Origin of the sequence: Paenibacillus ehimensis NBRC 15659 (genome assembly GCF_004000785.1) — a bacterium.
Taxonomy (GTDB): domain Bacteria; phylum Bacillota; class Bacilli; order Paenibacillales; family NBRC-103111; genus Paenibacillus_G; species Paenibacillus_G ehimensis.
Map to the genome: position 1 here is coordinate 158,536 of NZ_BILX01000003.1, position 19,846 is coordinate 178,381.

The 19,846-nt window shown below is 55.3% G+C and carries 14 protein-coding genes; 2 read left to right on the forward strand and 12 right to left on the reverse strand.

The window, feature by feature from the left end:
• Positions 1-24 precede the first annotated feature (24 nt).
• The 10 genes from PEH01S_RS02870 to PEH01S_RS02915 form a co-directional block, all read right to left on the reverse strand.
• Complete coding sequence (locus tag PEH01S_RS02870; protein WP_164827648.1) at positions 25-3,243, reverse strand: non-ribosomal peptide synthetase; 3,219 nt, start codon at positions 3,241-3,243, stop codon at positions 25-27.
• Positions 3,244-3,270: 27 nt separating this feature from the next.
• On the reverse strand, positions 3,271-4,431 hold the full coding sequence (locus PEH01S_RS02875) for an acyl-CoA dehydrogenase family protein (protein ID WP_025848122.1): 1,161 nt from the start codon (positions 4,429-4,431) through the stop codon (positions 3,271-3,273).
• A gap of 4 nt (positions 4,432-4,435) precedes the next feature.
• Positions 4,436-6,211: an asparagine synthase (glutamine-hydrolyzing) gene (gene asnB / locus PEH01S_RS02880; protein ID WP_127483880.1), complete on the reverse strand. Its 1,776-nt coding sequence runs from the start codon at positions 6,209-6,211 to the stop codon at positions 4,436-4,438.
• 40 nt (positions 6,212-6,251) lie between these two features.
• Complete coding sequence (locus PEH01S_RS02885; protein ID WP_127483881.1) at positions 6,252-8,078, reverse strand: KamA family radical SAM protein; 1,827 nt, start codon at positions 8,076-8,078, stop codon at positions 6,252-6,254.
• Between the two features lie 36 nt (positions 8,079-8,114).
• Entirely contained in the window at positions 8,115-9,116 is a 1,002-nt protein-coding gene (locus PEH01S_RS02890; RefSeq protein ID WP_127483882.1) for an adenine nucleotide alpha hydrolase family protein, read from the reverse strand.
• A 21-nt stretch (positions 9,117-9,137) separates the two neighbouring features.
• Positions 9,138-10,667, reverse strand: coding sequence for a class I adenylate-forming enzyme family protein (locus PEH01S_RS02895; protein ID WP_164827650.1), 1,530 nt, complete (start codon positions 10,665-10,667; stop codon positions 9,138-9,140).
• Positions 10,668-10,681: 14 nt separating this feature from the next.
• Positions 10,682-10,915 (reverse strand): phosphopantetheine-binding protein, encoded by a 234-nt coding sequence (locus tag PEH01S_RS02900; protein WP_025848114.1) that lies wholly within the window; start codon positions 10,913-10,915, stop codon positions 10,682-10,684.
• Positions 10,916-10,972: 57 nt separating this feature from the next.
• On the reverse strand, positions 10,973-12,235 hold the full coding sequence (locus PEH01S_RS02905) for an electron transfer flavoprotein subunit alpha (RefSeq protein ID WP_127483884.1): 1,263 nt from the start codon (positions 12,233-12,235) through the stop codon (positions 10,973-10,975).
• Positions 12,232-13,050 carry an electron transfer flavoprotein subunit beta/FixA family protein gene (locus PEH01S_RS02910; protein ID WP_127483885.1) on the reverse strand — a complete coding sequence of 273 codons (819 nt, stop codon included), beginning with the start codon at positions 13,048-13,050 and terminating at the stop codon, positions 12,232-12,234. The genes PEH01S_RS02905 and PEH01S_RS02910 overlap by 4 nt, the downstream gene beginning before the upstream one ends.
• Positions 13,051-13,301: 251 nt before the next feature.
• Complete coding sequence (locus tag PEH01S_RS02915; protein ID WP_025848108.1) at positions 13,302-13,673, reverse strand: winged helix-turn-helix transcriptional regulator; 372 nt, start codon at positions 13,671-13,673, stop codon at positions 13,302-13,304.
• Positions 13,674-13,886: 213 nt separating this feature from the next.
• On the opposite strand from PEH01S_RS02915, the gene PEH01S_RS02920 reads away from it, so the two are divergent.
• Together PEH01S_RS02920 and PEH01S_RS02925 are read left to right on the forward strand one after the other, a co-directional pair.
• Positions 13,887-14,255: a DoxX family protein gene (locus tag PEH01S_RS02920; RefSeq protein WP_025848107.1), complete on the forward strand. Its 369-nt coding sequence runs from the start codon at positions 13,887-13,889 to the stop codon at positions 14,253-14,255.
• 134 nt (positions 14,256-14,389) lie between these two features.
• A complete protein-coding gene (locus PEH01S_RS02925) occupies positions 14,390-14,791 on the forward strand; it encodes a MerR family transcriptional regulator (protein ID WP_025848106.1) in 402 nt (133 codons plus the stop codon).
• A 244-nt stretch (positions 14,792-15,035) separates the two neighbouring features.
• Here the strand turns inward: PEH01S_RS02925 and PEH01S_RS02930 are convergent, their stop codons facing one another.
• Both PEH01S_RS02930 and PEH01S_RS02940 read right to left on the reverse strand, forming a co-directional pair.
• Positions 15,036-18,062: a carbohydrate-binding protein gene (locus PEH01S_RS02930; protein WP_164827652.1), complete on the reverse strand. Its 3,027-nt coding sequence runs from the start codon at positions 18,060-18,062 to the stop codon at positions 15,036-15,038.
• A gap of 350 nt (positions 18,063-18,412) precedes the next feature.
• Positions 18,413-19,819 carry an ABC transporter substrate-binding protein gene (locus PEH01S_RS02940; protein ID WP_127483886.1) on the reverse strand — a complete coding sequence of 469 codons (1,407 nt, stop codon included), beginning with the start codon at positions 19,817-19,819 and terminating at the stop codon, positions 18,413-18,415.
• Positions 19,820-19,846: the final 27 nt, after the last annotated feature.

Below are 19,846 nucleotides of genomic sequence, written 5' to 3' on the forward strand. Positions count from 1 at the left end.
CCAACCTTTCTCGCTTCCCTGTCGTTAAGCTTGCGGTACGGCCTTGGGAAGCATAGGCTCGATGATTTTGGCAATGTCCTTAATCACCGGCAAATCGATAAAATCCATCAAGGTCAAGCTAATCTGGAACGCGCTCTCGATTTCGGTAACGAACCGAATGGTTAACAAGGAATTCCCGCCCAGACGGAAGAAATTGTCATTCACGCCGATGCCCTGCATGTTCAGGATGTTTTCCGTAATTTCGATCAGCTTCCGCTCGATCTCCGTCACAGGCGCATCGCCCGCCGGTTGGGTTTGCACAGCGGCTTCCGGCGCGAGCAGCGCTTTGCGGTCCACTTTGCCGCTGGTGCTTAAAGGCAGCTTTTCCAATCTCATGTAGCGGGACGGAAGCATATAGGAAGGCAGCCATTGCCCAAGATGCCCCGCCAGCTCCTCTTCGGCCAGCTCGCCGTCCGTCACCACATAAGCGACGAGACATTCGAGACCGGCCGAATCTTCTTTCACCGCAACGGCGGCCCCCCTTACCGACGGATGCAGCAGCAGCGTCTTCTCGATTTCCTCCAGCTCGATCCGGAAGCCCCGCAGCTTCACCTGCTGGTCGATCCGCCCCCGGAAGACGATATTTCCATCCTCCTGCCAGCGGGCCAAATCCCCTGTCCGGTACAGCTTCTCGCCCGGGCAGAACGGATGGTCTACGAAGGCTTGCACCGTCAGCTCCGGCTGGTTCAAATAGCCTCTCGCCAGCCCTTTGCCGGCTAGACAGAGCTCGCCGTCCACCCCGACCGGCTGCAGGTTCATGTGCTCGTCGACAATGTACGCCCGCATGTTGCCGATCGGCTTCCCGATGGGCACCCGCTGCAGCTCTTCGCCGCCGTTGAATACAAACCCTGTGGCATAGATAGTCGCTTCCGTCGGACCGTACAGATTGACCAGCTTCGCCTGCAAGCCCAGGGCATAAAACTTCCCGACCGTATGCGCTCCTAGCGCCTCTCCTGCGGCAAACACATATTTCAAGCTTTGCAGCGCCGGAGCGGCTTCCTTGCTCTCGGCCACATCCATAAACGATTGCAGCATGGACGGCGCGAAATTGATATGGGTCACTTGATGACGCCGGATGGTCTCGATCATTCTCGACGGTTCCTTCTCGGCTCCCGCCTCCAGAATGACGAGCTTGCCGCCCGCAAAAAAGCAGCCGAACAATTCGCTCATGGACACGTCGAAGGTAAACGACGTTTTGAGCAGGTACGCGTCTTCTTGCTCCAAAGGAAACGATCTCTGCAAATGGGCCAGCGTATTGACGAGCGAGCCGTGCTCCACCATCACTCCCTTGGGCTTTCCAGTCGAGCCCGAGGTATACAGGATATACGCCAGACCGCTCGGAACGCTCACACGGCCAAGGTTCGAACCATCCCCTGCCGCCGTTTCGTCGATCGCGAGCGTCGGAACAGGCAGGCCTTCCGCCGTTTCGCCCACGCCCGCCGGAACAAGCAGGACGCGGGCTCCGCTATCTTCCAGCATGAACCGCTTGCGCTCCTCCGGGAATCCGGGATCGATGGGAAGATAGGCTCCCCCAGCTTTGAGCACCGCGAGGATGCCGATCATCATGGCAAACGACCGCTCCGTCATCACCCCGACGACGCTTTCGGCGGCGACTCCGCGTTCCCGCAGCGTACGAGCCAGCCGGTTCGCCTGACCGTTCAGCTCCCCGTAGGTCATCGTCCGCTCTCCGAAGGCCAGGGCGACGCGTTCCGGCGTCTTCTCCGCCTGCGCTTCGAACAGCTCGTGAACGCAGACTTCGCGGGGGACATCCGCCTCGGTCCGGGTCCACTCGCTCAGCAGTCGCTTGCGCTCCTGCGGGTCCAGCATATCCAGCTCCTTCACTTGCACCTCGGGATGCTCCACCAGCTTCCTCAGCAGGTTCACGTATAGCTCCATCAAGTGCCGGACGGTTTCCCGTCGGAACAGGTCCGTATTGTATTCCAGCCGCATTTCCATCGCGTCATCCTGCTGATGGATGTTTAACAGCAGGTCCACCTGGGTCGCATCCAGCACCGGCTCCTCCCAAGCCTCCTCCGCTCCGGCGAACGTCGCTTTTTCCTTGGCGGAGCTGACGAGATTGAACATGGCGCGAAACAACGGATTGCGCACGCTGCGCCGCTCCGGGTTGAGCTTCTGGATCAGCCGTTCGAACGGATAGTCCTGCATATAGTACGCTTCGTCGACTTTGTCGTGCACGCGCTTCAGCAGCTCCTCAAAGGTCGCTTCCCCATCCACCTCCATCCGGATCGCCACGGTATTGACGAAGAAGCCGACGGCCTGGGCCAGACTGGAGCTGTAATGCCTTCCCGAAAATACCGTCCCGACCACGACATCGTGCTGGCGGGAGCACTTCTGCAATAGCACGTAATAAGCGCACAGCAACGCCGAGAAAGGAATTACCTTATGCCGCACGCAAAGCGACCGCAGCTTTTTCACCAGATCGGCCGGCAGCGCCCGGATTTCAAGCGCTCCGCGGAAGCTGAGCTGCGCCGGCTCCGAATAATCCGTCGGCAGATCGAGCACCGGCAGATCGCCTTGAAACTGTCCGAGCCAATAAGCCTCCTGCTCCTGCGTATGCGCCTCGTCGAAGGCCGCCCGCTGCCAGCGCACGTAATCCGCGTAATCGACCGCGAGCGGCTTGAGCTCTTCTCCGCCGGTCACGCCCATGCGCGCGTTGTAGAATGCTTTCAAATCGCGCCAGAGGAGCTGGAACGTCGTCTCGTCGGAAATGATATGATGCAGCTTCAAAATGACGAGACATTCGCCTGCACCCGCGCCGCCCGTCGGCACGACGACCACTTGGAACAGCGGATCGCGGCTCACTTCAATGGGGTCCCTGCACACTTCAGCCAGCTTCCGCAGCGCCGCTTCATCCCGCAGTTCCGCCTCCTCCGACGAACCGTCGATCCGTTGGAAAATCGCTTCCAGCGTCTGATCAAACGTTTGAACCGGAACGCCGTTCTCATAGCTCACTCTCGTCCGCAGCGCCGTATGCCGGCCGATCAAGTCGCCTACCGCTTGACGCAAGGCCTCGGGATCGATGTCGCCCGTTACCCGCTTGCAGGAAATTTTGTTCCACAGCGTGCTGCCCGGCAGCAGCTCGGAGAGATACAGCACCCGCTCCTGCTGGAAGGAGAGCGGATAGGTCCGCTGCCCGCTTTGACGCGCGATCGCCGGGTACTTCCGTTTTGCCCGTTTCGTCATGAGATTCATCCTTTCGTCTAGGTTTCCTTAAGAGCTTCGGCTTCCTCGCTTGATGAGTTCGTCCGCAATGATCAACCGCTGAATTTCCGACGTTCCGTCTCCGATCTCCGTCAGCTTCGCATCCCGGAAAAAGCGCTCGAGCGGCAGGTCTCTGGAATAGCCGTATCCGCCAAACAGCTGGATCGCATCCTTCGTTACCCGGGTCGCCGTCTCCGAGGCGAACAGCTTGGCCTCCGACGCCTCCTTCGCGTATTTCTCCCCGCTGTCTTTCATCCGGGCCGCCTTTTGCAGCAGCAGATCGGCGGCATTGATATGCATCTCCATATCGGCCAGCATATTTTTCACCGACTGAAAATGGTACAGATATTGATCGAACTGCTTTCTTTGCTTGACGTAACCGATACAGTGCCGCTTGGCTTCCTCCGCGATGCCGATAGCGATCGCCGCCATCCCCAGCCTGGCGCTAACCAGCGTCTGGTGCAGAATGTCCAGACCGAAATTTTTGCGCCCGATGAGGCTGGTCTTCGGAACCTTGACGCCGTCCAGGATCAGCTCGCCCGTATCCGAGCTCCGCATCCCGAGCTTCCGCTCTTTTTTGCCGGAGGTGGACAGGCCCTTCATCCCTTTTTCCAGCAAAAATACGCTGATGCCCAGCAGCTTCTTCTCCGGCGCCGTCTTGGCGGGCACGATGTAATAATCCGCATAATTGCCGTTCGTCACAAAAATTTTCGCGCCGTCGAGCACATAATGATCGTCCGCTTCGACCGCCTTCGTCTGCATCGACGACATATCCGAGCCGCTGCCGGGCTCCGTGAGCGCAAAGGCGCCGATTTTGTCCCCGGAGAGCATGGGCTGCAAATAGCTCGTTTTCTGCTCCTCCGTGCCGAAGGCGTTGACCGGGTTGCAGGTTAAGCTGGTGTGCGCGACGACGGTCATAGCGGTGGAGGCACAGGCCTTGGCCAGCTCCTTCACGAAGCCGGTATACGTTGCATAGTCCAGCTCCAAGCCTCCGTATTCCTTCGGATACGGAATGCCCAGCAGGCCGAGGCGCCCCATCTCCCGAATATTGTCCAGCGGAAATTGCTCGCGCTCATCCGTTTCGCCGGCGATGGGCCGGACCTTCCGCTTAATGAACGTTTCGGCCGTCTCAAAAACCGCCTTCCGCACTTCCCCGTATTCCAGTTCCATATCCTCACACTCCAAACGTTTTGTGCCAGCATTCAAGCGTGATCAAGGCGTGCGACGTTCTGAAAATCGCCAGATTGTCCATATGCTTATACCCGTTCTTTTTGTTGAAAAAATCGTTCGCCGCCCGTTTGTCGAAGTAAGCGGAAATTTTGGAATTGCCCGATTGGATCAGCTCGTTGGCGATGTTTTTCTGGACGACGACCGATTTCGGATCGACCGGGAACGGAAACGGCCGTTTCTTCCGCTCGACGATTTCCCTCGGCAGCAGCTCTCTGGCGATTTCTTTCAGGATGATTTTCTCCTTGCCGTCCTTAAGCTTGTAGGCCGAAGGAATATTCGCCACATAGTCGACGATGCGGTAGTCGAGAAAAGGAACTCTCGCCTCGATGCCCCAAGCCATGCTCGTTTTGTCCTGCCTCTCCAGCATTTCCAGCAAATAGAGCTTGATGAACAAGTACAGCACTTTGTTCAGCTCGTCGTCGGTCTCGAACCGGGAGGTCATGTCGCGCAAGGCCGTGGACACGTTTTCCTGGAACCGGGTTTGTCTGGCTACGTCGGGATTCAACAGGCCGGACACCTCTTGGAGATACGGCGCCCAAGGGAATTCCGACAGCTCGCTTGCCGGTTTGTGATTCAAGAAAAAGAAATAGCCGCCGAACAGCTCATCCGACCCTTCGCCCGACAGGACGACCGTGACGTCGCTTTTTAATCTTTGATAAAGCAGGTACACGGAAGGGGTCGTCAGGTCGACCGGCTTCTCCACGTGCCAGGTCGTCTTTTCCAGCATGTCGTGGTAGTCCTCCGGCCGGAAAATAAATTCCTTATGGTCGGTTTGCAAAGCGTCCGCCATCAGCCGGGCGTAGATCGTATCCGAGTTGGCCCCCGCCACCTCGCTGTTCTTGCCGTATTCCATCGAAAATGTTTTCAGCCGGTGGGACGCATGCCCCGCAGCGAGGGCGGTAATTAAACTGGAGTCCAGCCCTCCGCTGAGCAGGGAGCCGAACGGAACGTCGCTCATCAGCCGCATGCGCACCGACTCTTGAAGGAGCGCGAGCGTGTGCTCTTTGAAATCGCCGAACGTCCGGGGCTCTTCCGGTGTCTGGTGCAAAACAATATCCCAATACGGAATAAGCCGCTTCGTCTTGTTGCGGAACAGCAGCGTATGGCCCGGCGGAACGGATTGAATGTGCTTGAACATCGTGTGTCCGTTCAAAAGCGCAGTGCAGAATAAATATTCGGGGATGGCCGCCGGTTCCGCCTCCGCCCGGATATCCGGATGCTGCAGGATCGCTTTCACCTCCGACGCGAACAGCAGCGTTTTATCGGACAAGCTGTAGTAGAGCGGCTTGACCCCCAGCCGGTCGCGGGCCAGAAAAAGCGTTTCTGTCTTCTCGTCCCAGATCGCAAAAGCAAACATGCCGTTGAACCTGCGCACGCAGTCTGGTCCGTACTCCTCATAGCTGTGCACGATAACCTCGGTGTCGCAATCCGTCGCGAAGCGGTGGCCTTTGTTTTCCAGATCGCGCTTCAGCTCGCGGAAATTGTAAATCTCGCCGTTGTAGGTGACCCAGACGGTATGGTCCTCGTTCGTCATCGGCTGCTTGCCGTTTTGAAGATCGATGACCGACAGCCGCCGGTGCCCAAGCCCGATAAACGTATCGACGAACACGCCCTGGCCGTCCGGACCGCGATGCGCCAGCGCCTCGTTCATCCGGTTCAGCACCGCTTCCGAGACGGGCGATTCCTTCCCATAGTGGTACGCTCCGCAAATGCCGCACATTGGGGTTCCCTCCTTTCGGTTCCGTGTGGCGGATCAGAAATCAGAAGTAATACCAGATCGTCTTGTAATCGTCCGGATTTTCCCCCAAGGCTTCCAATCGGCGCAAGAAATCGTAAATCGGCGTATCCTTGTACACGTACGTATTGACCGGGGCCATATATTTTTCCCAAGGGTAAAATTCGTAAATCCGGCTCCCGTCGTTCAAAATCATAATGATCTCATGGTCCTGCCAAGCGTTCAGCTCGTTCTTCCCGAGCGTAGGCACGTTAAACACCGGTTTGTCGGTCCGCACCAGCCCCGGCATTAACCGCGCCTCCTCCTTCTGCTCCTGAAGCAGCCGGGCCACGGGCACCTTGAAGTCCGCCGTTTCCTCTTTCCCCTTCAGATTGAACAAATAGTAGGGCGATATGCCGATCCCCTTCAGCGATTCCCGCAAAAAGCAGGTCTCAAACTTCCGGCAATTTTGCATGGTGAACACCTGCTGGTTATACACGTCGATGCCGAGCGACTTGATTTTCCGCATCGCTTCCGCCATTTCTTGCGAAATTTCATACGGATGCTGCACATGGGTGACTAGCGTAATCGTCTGCTCGGGAGGCCGGTGGTACGTCCGCAGAATCGCCAGCAGCTCCTCGTCGAAGCGCATGGGCGCCGTGACGAGCGTCCGCGTGCCGATGCGGATGCGTTTGATGTGCTTCATTTCCGTGAAGGTCTGCAAAATCGATGCGATTTTGTCGTTGCTGACGGCCAGCGGGTCCCCGCCTGTAATCAGCACCTCGCTAATGCCCGGGTTCGCCCGGAACCATTCGTACGCTTCCGCCAAATTATGAATCGCCGGATCGGCTTTGCCGCAGGAATCCTCCGCCAGCTCCCAGTTTCTTTGGCAGTAGATGCAGATTTGCGGACACCATAGGTAAGGCTTGACGATCGCAATCTGCGAATATCTTCTCGTCACAAAATCGGTAGGCGAGGTATCCATCTCGTGCATGAAATCCAGCTCTTCCTTCGGCAGCAGCCTGGCTTCCAGCATTTTGTCCAGATAGATCCGGTTCGGAATGACCTGTGCCCGCAAACTCCGGTCGTGCCGATGGCGATCCGCCTTGGAATCGGGTTCCATCAAAGACAGGTAAAACGGTGTGATCTCGCAAGGAATTCCTTGCGCCATCGCCGCATCGATGCACGCCTTCTCTTCGGCGGACAGCTCGATGATTTCGCCGATCTTGCCGGCATCGCGGAAGCGGTGCTTGAACTGCCAGCGGTAATCTGCCCAGTCCTGCTCCGTCGCTCCCAACGCCTGCAAAATCCGCTGCCGATGCTCCTGCCTGCGCCGGATGACCTCATCGTCCAGCCCGGTTTTATAACCGTTCTTGCGGATGAATCCTGCATACTGGTCCGCTTTCATGTTAAGCAGCTCCGATCGGACGACGGCCGCCTCGCGCCCTTCCAGATGCATGAAGGCGGGAACCTCGCGCTTGCAAATGCCCGATTTCGAATAAATGCCCGAAAGACCGATCACCCCCTTGAACAAATGCTTCATTTCCACAAGAAACGCGTCCGTCACCTCGGGCCACTCCTGCCGCCGCCAATGCTCGGCCGCCAGCTTCCATAGGGTATCCAAGCAGCTGTGCTTCGTTTTGTGCTCGTTGCTTTCCGAAATAATGCTTTTGAATACCGTGATGCAGTCCCGGGTGTTTTTCTTTTCCAGCGGATGCAGCGGGCAGTCCGCTCGCCGCACCTTGTCCTCGCACTGATTCAAGTAGCCGAACATCCGGCTGCGGGCGTCGGATAACGTCTCGCTGGCGACGAGCAATCGCAAAATATCCGGATTGGCGTCCAGCAGCTCGGAAATTTTCTCATGAGTAGCCATATGCAGCCTCCGCCCCATAACGTGAATTGGCCACGCTTAGCTCAGCAATTGCTCCTCCACCTGCTCGGCGAGCCGCAGCGCTTTTTCCTCCGGGTCCTCGACGCGCTTCAGCGCCTCTTCCCGGGTAATGATGCCCTGCCGCACCAGCAAGCTCATTTCAAAATCGTACGGATGAAAACGATGGTACTGCTTGTGCTTCACGATCCCCAGCGAATTCAACCGGCAATTCGTCGAATTCGGATCGACGTCCTCCGGCTTGGTCCATCCAAGCTCCCGGATCGTACGGTAAATTTCGTCCTCCCGGTACCCGATGATCGGGAAGGCGTTGATCGTATAAGGAAACGGGTTCGTTTTGTACTCGTCCTTATCCAGCATGAGATACGTATATACCTCGTCCCCCACGCGCTCCGCAAGCGGCTTGAACAAATTTTTGCGCAGCTCGTACGGAATTTTGTTGTCCTGAAACAGGATTTCGTTCTCGGATTGGATCAGCTGCCCCGGGCTGTTGCCCAGCATGACCATCGGAATTCCTTTTTCGATGGCGACCCGCAAACACATGTTCGTGACGATGCGGATGCACGAGATGCAGATGCCGCTTCCATATTGCGTCAGATGAGTGGGGTAAACTTCGGGCGCAGAGCTTTGCAGAAAAATGTGCTTCATCAGGTCGTACCGGGGCCGGACAATCGTATGATCCACATTCAAGCGGTTCAGCACCTTGCGCATGTTCACAAACGAATATTCCGACATGAAGCCGTTGTCGAGCGTCACAGCCAGCATGCGAAGCCCGTACTTTTCCTTTAATGTATGAATCAGGAACGTGCTGTCCTTGCCCCCGCTGTAGGCGACCAGCGCATCGTACTTCCGGTTCTGCGCTTTGCATTCGCGGATGATTTCATCCAGCTTCGCCTGAAGCTTGGGGAGCGACGGAACGAGATGTTTCCCGTTCTCCTTGCGGCAGAAGGAGCAGACACCTTCGGAATCGAACGCGATTCCGGGGTAGGTTTCGGGCATCACGCATAAGGTGCACCGTTTCACGGTTGGGTTCCCCTTTCTGAATTAGCTTAATTCGGACCGGTTGATTTTGAGATTGGCGGTCTTGGGCAGCGGCTGGCGAAATTCGACGGTGTCTGGAATCATGTAATAGGGCAGAACGGATTTACAGTAACGGATGACATCCTTTTCCGTCAAAGCAAGCCCCTCTTCCATGACCACTAGAGCCTTCAAGCTGCTGACCTTGTCCGGATCGTGCCTGCCGATCACCGCAGCCTCAATGACGCCGGGCATCTGACACAAGCGCTCCTCCACCTCCTCCGGACTGAACCGGAAGCCTTGCGCTTTCAGCATCTTGTCTTTGCGTCCGACAAAATACAGGTAGCCTTCCTCGTCCAGCTTCCCGAGATCGCCGGTATACAGCGCCCCGTCCCGGAACATTTCGCTTGTCTTCGCCGGGTCGTTCCAGTAGCCCGGAGACACGAACGCGCCCCGGTGCACGATTTCGCCGGTCTCGCCCGGACCGCACAAGCGGCCGTCCTCGTCTTCGACGGTAATGTCCACGCCGGGCAAAGGCTTGCCCACCGACGGGATTTTGCGCTCAAAATCCTCGGGAAGCAGGCAGGTGGAACGAAACGCCTCCGTCATGCCGTACATCATGTAAAATTTCGTCTGCTTCAGCAGAGCCTTTAATTTCATTAGCTCATCATGGGGAAAAGGTTCGCCGATAACCGAGATGTATCTGAGGTGAGGGTATTGGTGCTTCGCCAATGGAGAATGTTTTTGGAGGAGCATCCTCCAAAGCGACGGTACGCCGTGGAGGCCGGTAATCTGCTCGCGAAGCATCGTTTCCACGATATCATGAGGGAAAAGAGATTCCTGCAAAACCAAGGTTCCGCCTGCATACAGCATGGTGAACAATTGACTGAGCGCGCCGTCGAACGAAAACGGGGTCACGCTGATCAGCCGGTCGGCCGCCCGGTTTTCCAAAACCTGTGCGGACGTAACCGTCGCCTCGCTAAAAATCCGGTGCGTCACCACAATGCCCTTCGGCTTTCCGGTGGAACCGGAGGTATACAGAATCGCCGCCGGATCGTCGTCCTGCACGGCCGCCTGAAGGCTGCCCGCGAAATCCGCACACTGCAAAATGTCTTCCAGCGCATAATCATGTTCATATTCCGACCGGTCGCTGTGCTGCGCCTTCGCCTGAGATAATCTTACGATCAACTCGATGGTACTTTCCTCCAGACCGGCTTGATTCAACACGCCGATCCGGCTGTCATGAACGAACAGCGCCCGCATCCCGCAATCCATGGCGATATGGCGAAGCTGCTCGCTTTTGAAATGGGGATTGATATGGACGAAGATCGTCCCCATCTTCATTGCCGCCAGGATGACGACGATTTCTTCGAGGCATTTGGCCGAAAAAATGCCCAGCCGGTCTCCTTTGCGAATGCCTTGGGAGAGCAAAAATTGCGCGAGCCGGGTCGAGGCCTCGTCAACCTCGCGAAAGGTCATCCGCCTGTGCTTCTCGATGAACGCTTCCTTGTGCGGATCGTCTGCCGCAGCCTTGAACAACATGTCGGGAATCAGCATACGGCTCCCCGCCTTCATGACCTTAACCGCTCGACCAGCGACACGACACCGTTCATCGTTCCGAGGCTCTCCATGTTCACGTCATCCTCGGAAATGCTCACCCGAAACGTTTCTTCCAAAAAAGAAATCAAATCCAGCACGTCCAGCGAGGTCAGCAAGCCTGCTTCGAACAGATTCAGCGAAGGGTCGGTTACAGGCTCATGGGTTAGCTCGCGAATATAATCGGAAATTTGTTCTCGTACCGTCATCGGTTTGCGCCTCCCGCACTTTTCCATTTTCCATCATGGGACAATCCCTCTGCTTGGTTACATCATCATCTGCTGCTTCTCCGCTTTCAGCGTCTCGATAAAAGCCGGGATCACTTCGAACAGATCGCCTACAATCCCGTAGGTGGCCAGATCGAATATGGGCGCATTCGGATCGGAATTGATCGCAATGATCGTTTCGGCCTCCTCCATCCCCACCGTATGCTGGAGCGCCCCGGAAATCCCGCAGGCAAAATAGACGCGGGGCTTGACGATGCTTCCGGTTTGGCCAATTTGATGGGAAGGGTGAATCCAGCCCAGATCCACGGCGGCCCGGGTAGCGCCCACACTGGCCCCGATCGCTTCCGCGAATTCGTAGATGAGCGGAAGGTTCTCCGCCTTCTTGATCCCCCGCCCCACCGCAACGATCGTATCGGCCTGCAGCAGATTGGCGGGGTCCGCTCTTCCTTTCACGACTTCCAAAATTTCCAGCACGGACTTGGATACGCGAATCTGCGAGCTCATATCCCTCACGATGCCGTTGGGCACGCTTACTTTCGACGCCGGCCGGAATACGTGCTCCTTGATCGTCGCCATTTGCGGTCTTTGGTGCGGAATGATAATTTTCGCGACGATGCTTCCGCCGTAAGCCGGTCTCGTGACAACCAGATTGCCCGTTTCCATGTCGAGCGATAGGCTGATACAGTCGGCGCACAACCCGGTATTTAGCCGTGCGGCGACTCTCGGGAAGATCGAACGGCCGCGCCGGGTACCGCTTCCGAGCACGATGGCCGGCTTCAGCTCGGCAAGCAGCTCGCTCATGCAGCGCGCTTCCGCATCCTCCGCATAGAGCCGCAGCTTCGGGCTGTCGACCAGCCATACCTCATCGACGCCAAGCTCGAGCAGCTCGCCGGTCAAATGGCCGACTTCGCTGCCGATAAGAACAGCCGATACCGGCAGTCCCGTTCCTTCGGTCAATTGCCTCGCAGCCCCGATCACCTCCGCCACCGAAGGAACAAGCGCTCCGTCGGCATGCTCCGCGTAGACGCAAATGCCGCTAAACGACGCTTCGTTACTCTTGATGCCCGGTTCGTCGGGCATAGACCAGTCGTCCATGGAATCTCCGGGCCTAAAGCCATCCGGCATGGAATCGTCGACGATGGCATCCGCCGGGCATACCGGCACGCAGGAGCCGCAAACGACGCACCGGTCGTGATCGACATACGCCTGGGCATCCACCAAGCTCAACGCTTCAAAGGGACAAAGCTGCACACAGGTTCCGCATCCGATGCAATTCGATGGAAGAATGCGAATTTGGCTCATGTGAAAACTCCCGTTCTTTTGTCGTCGCAGGCCCCGATTTTGGACAAAATATGGGCTGCGCATTGTTGGTCATCCGCATAGCGGATGATTTCCCCGTTGGCCGTCCTCTCCTTTCCGGCCGGGTGGTATACGCCGACGACTCGGGTAGGCGATCCGCCCAGACCGACCCGTCCCTGCTCAATCCCCAAATCGTCAGGGCCCCAAACCGGGATCTTCGCTGTCTTGGCCTTCATCAGGCCCACAACCGAAGGAATCCGCGGTTGGTTGATATGCTTGCGGATGCACAGCAGCGCCGGCAAAGGCAGCTTGATCGTGATTTCGCGGTCCTCCAGCTCCCGTTTGACCACCATTCCCCGGTCGTCATGCGCGGAGCAGATTTCGCTTACGTTCGCCACATGCACGATGCCGAGCTGCTCTGCCAGACTCGGGCCGACTTGGCCGGTTTCCCCGTCCAGCGACTGCTCGCCGGTCAACACGAGTTGGAAGCCGCCCAATTTGCGAATCCCTGCCGCCAGCGTATACGAAGTGGCCAATGTATCCGCCCCGGCAAATTCCCGGCCCGACAACAGGACGATCCGATCGACGCCCAAAGCGGCGATGTCGCGAAGCTGCTCGTGGCATTTTTCCGGTCCCATCGACAGGCACGTTACGGTCCCACCGTACCGGTCCTTCAATTTCAGCGCTTCTTCCACGGCATAATAATCGTTCGCGTTGTTGACGAGCTGGCTCGCTTCCCGGCTTGTACCGCCCGTTTCTTTGCTTTCGTCCGCCATATCGTGCAGCATCACTTGTTTGACGCAGACTACAATGTTCACCGAAAGCCTCCTTCCGAATACCTCAATATCTGGGCCCTTGATACATATTATATATACTTTGGGTATTTTTGGTAGTGATCGTTTTCACAAACTTTGTTAACATTCTGCAAACGAAACGAAATCGCCTGACTGTTCAAGGCGGCAAGTTTTAGACTGACCCTCGAGAAAAGGGAAAGCGGCAGCTCGGAACACGAAAATAAAGTTCCAGACTACCGCTCCTTTATTCAACTAACGTTACCCGTTCGCGTATTCTATTCATCCATTGCATCATTTGTGTGCGGTTCTACGGAATGATTCGGACCGTATAACTCATTTAAATGTTCGATATGAGCTACTCCCCAATCATTTAACGCCTGCAAAATGGGTTCCATCCCTTTACCGTATTCTGTGATGGAGTATTCCACCTTGGGGGGAATTTGGCGATAGATCTCACGATGAACAATATCGTGATACTCCAACTCCCGTAATTGTTGGGTCAGCATTTTTTTGGTTATCTCCGGTATCGCTTTTTGAAGCTCGCTAAATCTCATGGTTCCGTTTGAAAAAAGGCGAAGCAGAATAACTGGCTTCCATTTCCCGACAAGGATCTCCAACGCCGTCTCGAATTTACAAAAGGTAGACATGATTATACCCTCCCCTTCTTTGCTGGCCTTAGGTTTCTTTTTGTATACTACGTTTATTTTAAGTAACTACTTCCTGAAGCGATTGCTATAGATTATTATGCAGCTAGAGCTCAATAGACACAAGAGGAGGCGATTAAAGAAAAAGCAGTATGGATTATCGTTCGTTAGGTTGGGATAGCAATAGATGAAATTGATAAGGAGTTGGCGTAATTCATGAATGTCGTGTTATGGATCGCACAAGGGATATTAGCATTAGGATTTGTTTATTCTGGTTGGTTGAAGGCGTTTCAGTATGAAGCAGCAAAAACGTCCTGGACATGGGTAAGCGATGTTCCCAAAGATCTTGTTTTCTTTATTGGATTAGTGGAATTGCTTGGAGCAATAGGTTTAATTTTGCCTCAAGCTACAAAAATCGTCCCTGTTTTGGCGCCGCTTGCCGCGGCCGGACTTGCTGCCATCGTGCTTTTCGGTGCCGTATTCCATATGATGCGCGGCGAGTATGGAGAAATTGTCGTGAATATCATTTTCTTAGCGTTTGCCCTATTTGTTGCGATTGGCCGTTTAAAGTGGATGCTATCGTAATTCGATAAACACGGACGTGACTATGGTTCATATTGGCCTTAAATCTAGAATGACTCGAAAATCGAAAGCAGCGGCAGCCTTGGACTGGAAAATTACGTTCTAGATTGCCGCTGCTTTATTAAGCTGACTCGTCTTTGTTCGTTGAGAAATCGCACGACACCGAATCAATTTCGGCTTCAACTTCGTTCCGTCCACCCGCCGCACTTCGATACTATGAAAGCGAGGGACTTCTCCCTTATGTAAAGCGTAACGAAAATGGAAAACGCATATATGACCAAGAAGATTTAGAGTGGATTCATTTTACTACCGCGCTTCGAGCAACAGGAATGCCAATCGCTCAAATCCAGGAATATGTAAACTTATATAAAGAGGGAGATCACACGATTTCAATACGTAAAAAAATGATGTTAACTCATAAATCAGAAATAGAGAAAAAAATAAAAGAACTTTACTACAATTTAGATAAAATCAATTATAAATTGGCATTATACGATGTTCTTGAAGCTCAAATGGATCACAAAACGATTAAAATTTGACCTTTCGTATAAACGAACCTGGGCAGGTGCCTCATGTTTATATTGAAACACTCAGGGATCATGGCAGTTCTACAGGGTTTCAAAGAGAAATGTATCCATGGATACAGATCACTCGCCTTTTGTATTGGCGTATCACTGAGTTGGACTGGATGAAAGAACTTTATTTTCCCATACCAGACTGCATCGTTTGCCAGCGAAAAAACAGACCCTCGCCCGCGGGCGGCGGCAAAGGTCTGTTTCCCGGTTAAGGCTTGACTGTCACCGTGAAGGTGGAAGTCGTATTTTTGATGTTCGTTGTTCCGGGCCCCATATTCAAGAACTTCAGATTGTTGAATACGGCTGAGCCTACCGCCGGTCCTCCTTCGATTTCGTTGGCCCAGATGCCGAAGCCCGATTTGGCGTCATACGCATCCCCGCTCTTGCGGACGCCCGAAATCGTCACGTTGGAAAAGACCGTGTCGGTGACGGGATTTTCGGGAGAAGCTCCGTTGTACTTCGTTTGGAACATGATCCCGTGATAGGTCGGATCGACGATATCCATATCACGTATGCGGATGCCGCGGAACTCCTTCGAGGCCGAGAACAACCAGATCGCCGGGAACGTTTGATTGCCCCAGAAGTGCCCGCCCGTGCGGACCAGCGATATATTCTCGATGGTCGTTTGCGGCGAAGCGCCGAATCCCCGGAACGGGTAGCCAAAATCCAAGGAGCTAACCGTCACGCCGGAATAAACCAACGTGTCCGCGATATAAATGTTCCGGAACGTATTGCCGGTGCCCCCGTAGACGGCCAGACCGGCCGCACGCCAGGTGACGAGCGAGGTTAAGTTTTCGAATACGTTGCCTGCATTGTCATCCGGCGCTCCCGCATCTACGGCGTTAAATAAAGCGAAGCTGTCGTCCCCTGTTCCGCGGGTCTCGACGTTGGTGACGAGATTGTTCGTGCTTCCGTTCGTAAAATTGATGCCATCGGCGAATACGTTGCGGATTCGGGCGTTTTTGATTACCGTACGGTCGACATTTTGCCCCCAGAACATACAAATCTGGTGCTCCACCCAAACGTTGTCGATCGTCATGTCGGCGACGTTCGTGAAGCCGAATACTTTCCCCGGACCGTCAATCCGCGCAACATAGTTGCCGAAATACGCAAAGTTCGCAAAGGTGGAGCCGTTGGCGCCGGAGCCTGCATGAAAGCCGATATCGGTGTTCGTCTGATTCGCCGGAGCTACGAATTTCGTATACCAGGGGCCGGCGCCGATAACCTTTACCGGTTTGCCGTAGACCTGAAACTTGGAACCCGTTTCGTAGGTGCCCGCAGGAAGATACACGCCGACCAGCTTGCTGGCCGGGTCCATACGCACGCGATCCAACGCATCTTGGACAGCTTGGTGCGACGTGTTGGCCGGCGTGACGTATTTGGCCGGGTCGGGATTGGCAAGAGGCGATACCTGCTCCAAGCTGATAAAATCGATGGCGTACGTCGTTGTGTTGGCAGGGTCCTTTTGCAGCTTGATCGTGCTTCCTTTGGGAATCGTTTGATCGAACATGATATTCGCTTCGTCATAAATATGCCTTGGAGCGCCAGAGCCGGGCGAATTGTCCGGCGAGGTTTCGCTGCCGTAAAGCCACATATACTTGGAAGTCAGGTCGATCGATTTGGCATAGCTGCCATTGACATAAATATTGAGTGTGGAATGGATTCCGCCGCCGCCAGGGGCGTCGGGAATGGAAAAGCGCATCACCAGCGTATTCGTGTCGGCTTTCGTCGTGAACTGCACGAAGCTGCCCGTCGTATTCAAGGTCACCGCCTTCCGTCCGGAAGCCTCGCCGGCCAAATCGCCGACATTGCGGTTCGGACCTGCGATGGCCGCCCCGCCGCCGATCTCGCCGTCCTCCGCTTCATAAATATCGTAAGGCATGGTTGCGCCTCTTGTCGGAATCGGAGTCGTCGGATTGGAGAACTTAAACCAATTCAGATTGAACAGGTTGGAGCCGCCCGTAAACTTGAGATAAAGGTCGTGTACCCCGCTGATGGAGTTGATTCCGCATGATTTCGTGATCCAGGTCTGCCATCCGCCCGTGCCCGGCAAGACGCACGTACCGGCGAGCGTGCCTGTGAGGCTGTCCAAGCGAACCTCGACCGTTCCTCCCGCGGTATTGCTCGCCGCTCTGGCCTCGAAAATCGAGGCTCTGGTTCCGAAGTCGATGTTTTTATAGACGACGTAATCCCCTTCGTCGATATGGCTGATACTCAATCCGCCTTCGCCGGAGCTTTCGGTCTCGACGCCGGATTGACCGTCGTAGCTTTCAGCCTCGATGGCGGCAAAAGCGGACCTTGGCTCCGATCCGGTGCCTTCGGTGATCTGAAGCTGATCCAGGTTCACGTTACCCGAATCGCCGGGATCATATTTGTACGTTATCGTATTGCTGCCGGCGTTTAATTTTACGCTCTCCGACTTGGTCGACCAGGTGTCCCAGTTTGCCAAGGAAGGCAGCGTCGTTTGCTTGATTTTCGTTCCATTGACGTACAGGCTGAGCGTGCGGTTTCCGCCCATGGCGTTCGCATATCTCAACTTGGCGTTGTAGCTGCCTGCGGAGCTTACGGTTACCGTAAACTGCGTCGCTGCTCCCTGATTCCCGTAGCCGTCGACAAATCCGCTCCCGGTATAGCCGGCATGATCGGTGTTGACTTTGGCTCCGTCCGACAATTGGGCCGACTCCGCTTCATAGGTGCCCGGCGGTGGCGGTGTCGTTTGGCCGTATACTTCCAGCTCGGATACTTGCGCCGCCGGCCAGCCGGTATTCGCGGTAAAATGCAGCTTCACGTATCTTGCGTCGGCCTTCGCGAAGGAGATCGTTACGGCGTTTCCGCCGGCAGGATCGAACGAATACGCGGAGGAAGCGGTCAACGTGCCGTAGTTGACATCGTCCGTACTGCCCATAACGGATAAGGTTTGAGAGCGCTGCTCCCAACCGGGCGGCAGACGGAGAACGACTTGATTGATCGCGCTGACGGCGCCGAGATCGACACGCAGCCACTGCGGAAAAGCATTGTTCGCGCTTTCCCAATAGGTCGCGGGATTGCCGTCGTTCGCGTTCGCCGCATGATAGACATCGACGGCGCTGCTCGCAGTAATCGGTTTGCCTGCAGCCAAATTCGTTGCGGCCTGCGCCTTCTCCGGAACCCATCCGACCTGAGTAAGCACCAAACAAAAAACAAGTATCCACATCGGAACATTTGGCTTTCTCTTTAAGCGAAACGGCATAATCATAAGCCTGCCTCCTTGTTCAATATCCAGAACCAGCTTGCGCGGATTTCGCATCGCCTGCTTCAATGCGTTTTATCGCCTCCTATCAACGGATTCATGCTTAGCTTACCGTCCGTACCTCCCCTCCCCCAGGATACAGAGCCTGCCGGCTGTACAAGATGCGGTTGTGCTGATTACCATTCTAATGCTTCGAGCCTTCGTTTCAATGTTGTATGTTATGAAGATCAGGCGCAATCTTACGGACCTCGCGTCCGATTCATCCGAAGGTGTCCGGCACGGCTGCCGCAGGCTAAAGCAAAAAGGCTGACCGGAAATCAATCCCGGCCAACCTCCTCCTATCGGGCAGCGGCTTGCTATTCCACCTTAATCGGGTTGTAATATTTTTCCTGAACCAGCTTCGCCGCCGCATCCAGCACCGTTTTCGGATCGGCGTCTTTGCGCGAAAAAACATCCTGTACGACACTTGTCATGGCCGCGTAGTAATCCTGCGTATTGAACTGCGCTTCCGGTTTCCCGTCAAGGTACTTCATGATGTCGGGCAGGTATTGATAGACGTTGTCGTATTTGTCGTAGACGGCCTTCACCCTTTTGCCGTAATCGGAATCGGAAGTGAAGTACTCGATCACCGGGGGCACAAAATATTTGTTGTCCTGCTTACGCTGCTGGATGCTCGCTTCGATGGAAGCCAGCCCTTTGTCCGAGAAGTAGTCGAACGTTGCGTAACGGAATGCCGCCTCTTGCTCCTCCTGCGTGGCTTTCGGATTGATGACGAGATAATCGCCGCCGAGCACGCCGGTATGCTTGCCGCCCTTGACCGCAGCCGGCATCGGGTAAAAGAGCACATCGGCAGGCTTCATGCCGCCCTGGTTGAGCGCCTGATCGATCGGACCGTCCGGTCCCGCGATCACCATGGCCGTCCGGCTCTGGGCAAAAGCGCCTACGGCGTCCCCCCACCCGAGCGCCCAGTCTTTCGGTATCGCTTTCGCATCCCAAGCCAGGCTTCGGTAAAATTGCAGCGCTCTTACCCCCGCCTCGGAATGAAAGAGCGCCGTGACCTTGCCGCCCTCTACCTTCTGAATGTCTCCCCCCGCTTCAAACAGGAAGTTGGTCCAGTTCCATCCGGCTTCGTTCCCTTTCCCCATGGGAGCAATGCCGGAGATGCCTTTGGCAGGATCGGCTGCCGCCTTGGCCGTGTTGTACATATCGTCCCACGTCCAATCGAGCGGCGGTACCGCGATCTTTTTATCCTCCAGCATCTTTTTATTGATAATGGTGCCGGTCACATAGCCTTGCTGGGCGATCCCGTAAATTTTGCCGCCGATGACGAATTGCTGCTGCAAAATCGGGTTCATCTGATCTTTGAATTCATAGGCCTGGAACAGGCTCGTAAGGTCGGCCGCCCATCCTTTTTCCGCCAAAAACTTCCCTTCCGTGGCATACGTGTTGAATAGGGTCGGGGCTTCATTGGCGCCCATCTTAATGCCGATTTGGTTCGGATCGTAGTGCCAATCGCTTTTTACGATTTCCACATTCGGATACTTCTCCGTAAACCGGCGGATTTTATCGTCCTCCAGCGCCCGCTTCTCCACGAGATCAGGCGTCGGATAGTAGACGCTGATGGTGATTTCTTTCTTGCCGGGCGAAGCTGAATTGTTCCCGCCTTCGGTGGCGGGGCTGGCGTCCGGGCTGCATGCGGTCAACAAGAACCCGAGCATAAAGAGAGACATCGACGATGCGAGTAGAGCGTTGCGCTCGCGCATTGGAATTCCCCTTTCCAAATGATGAAT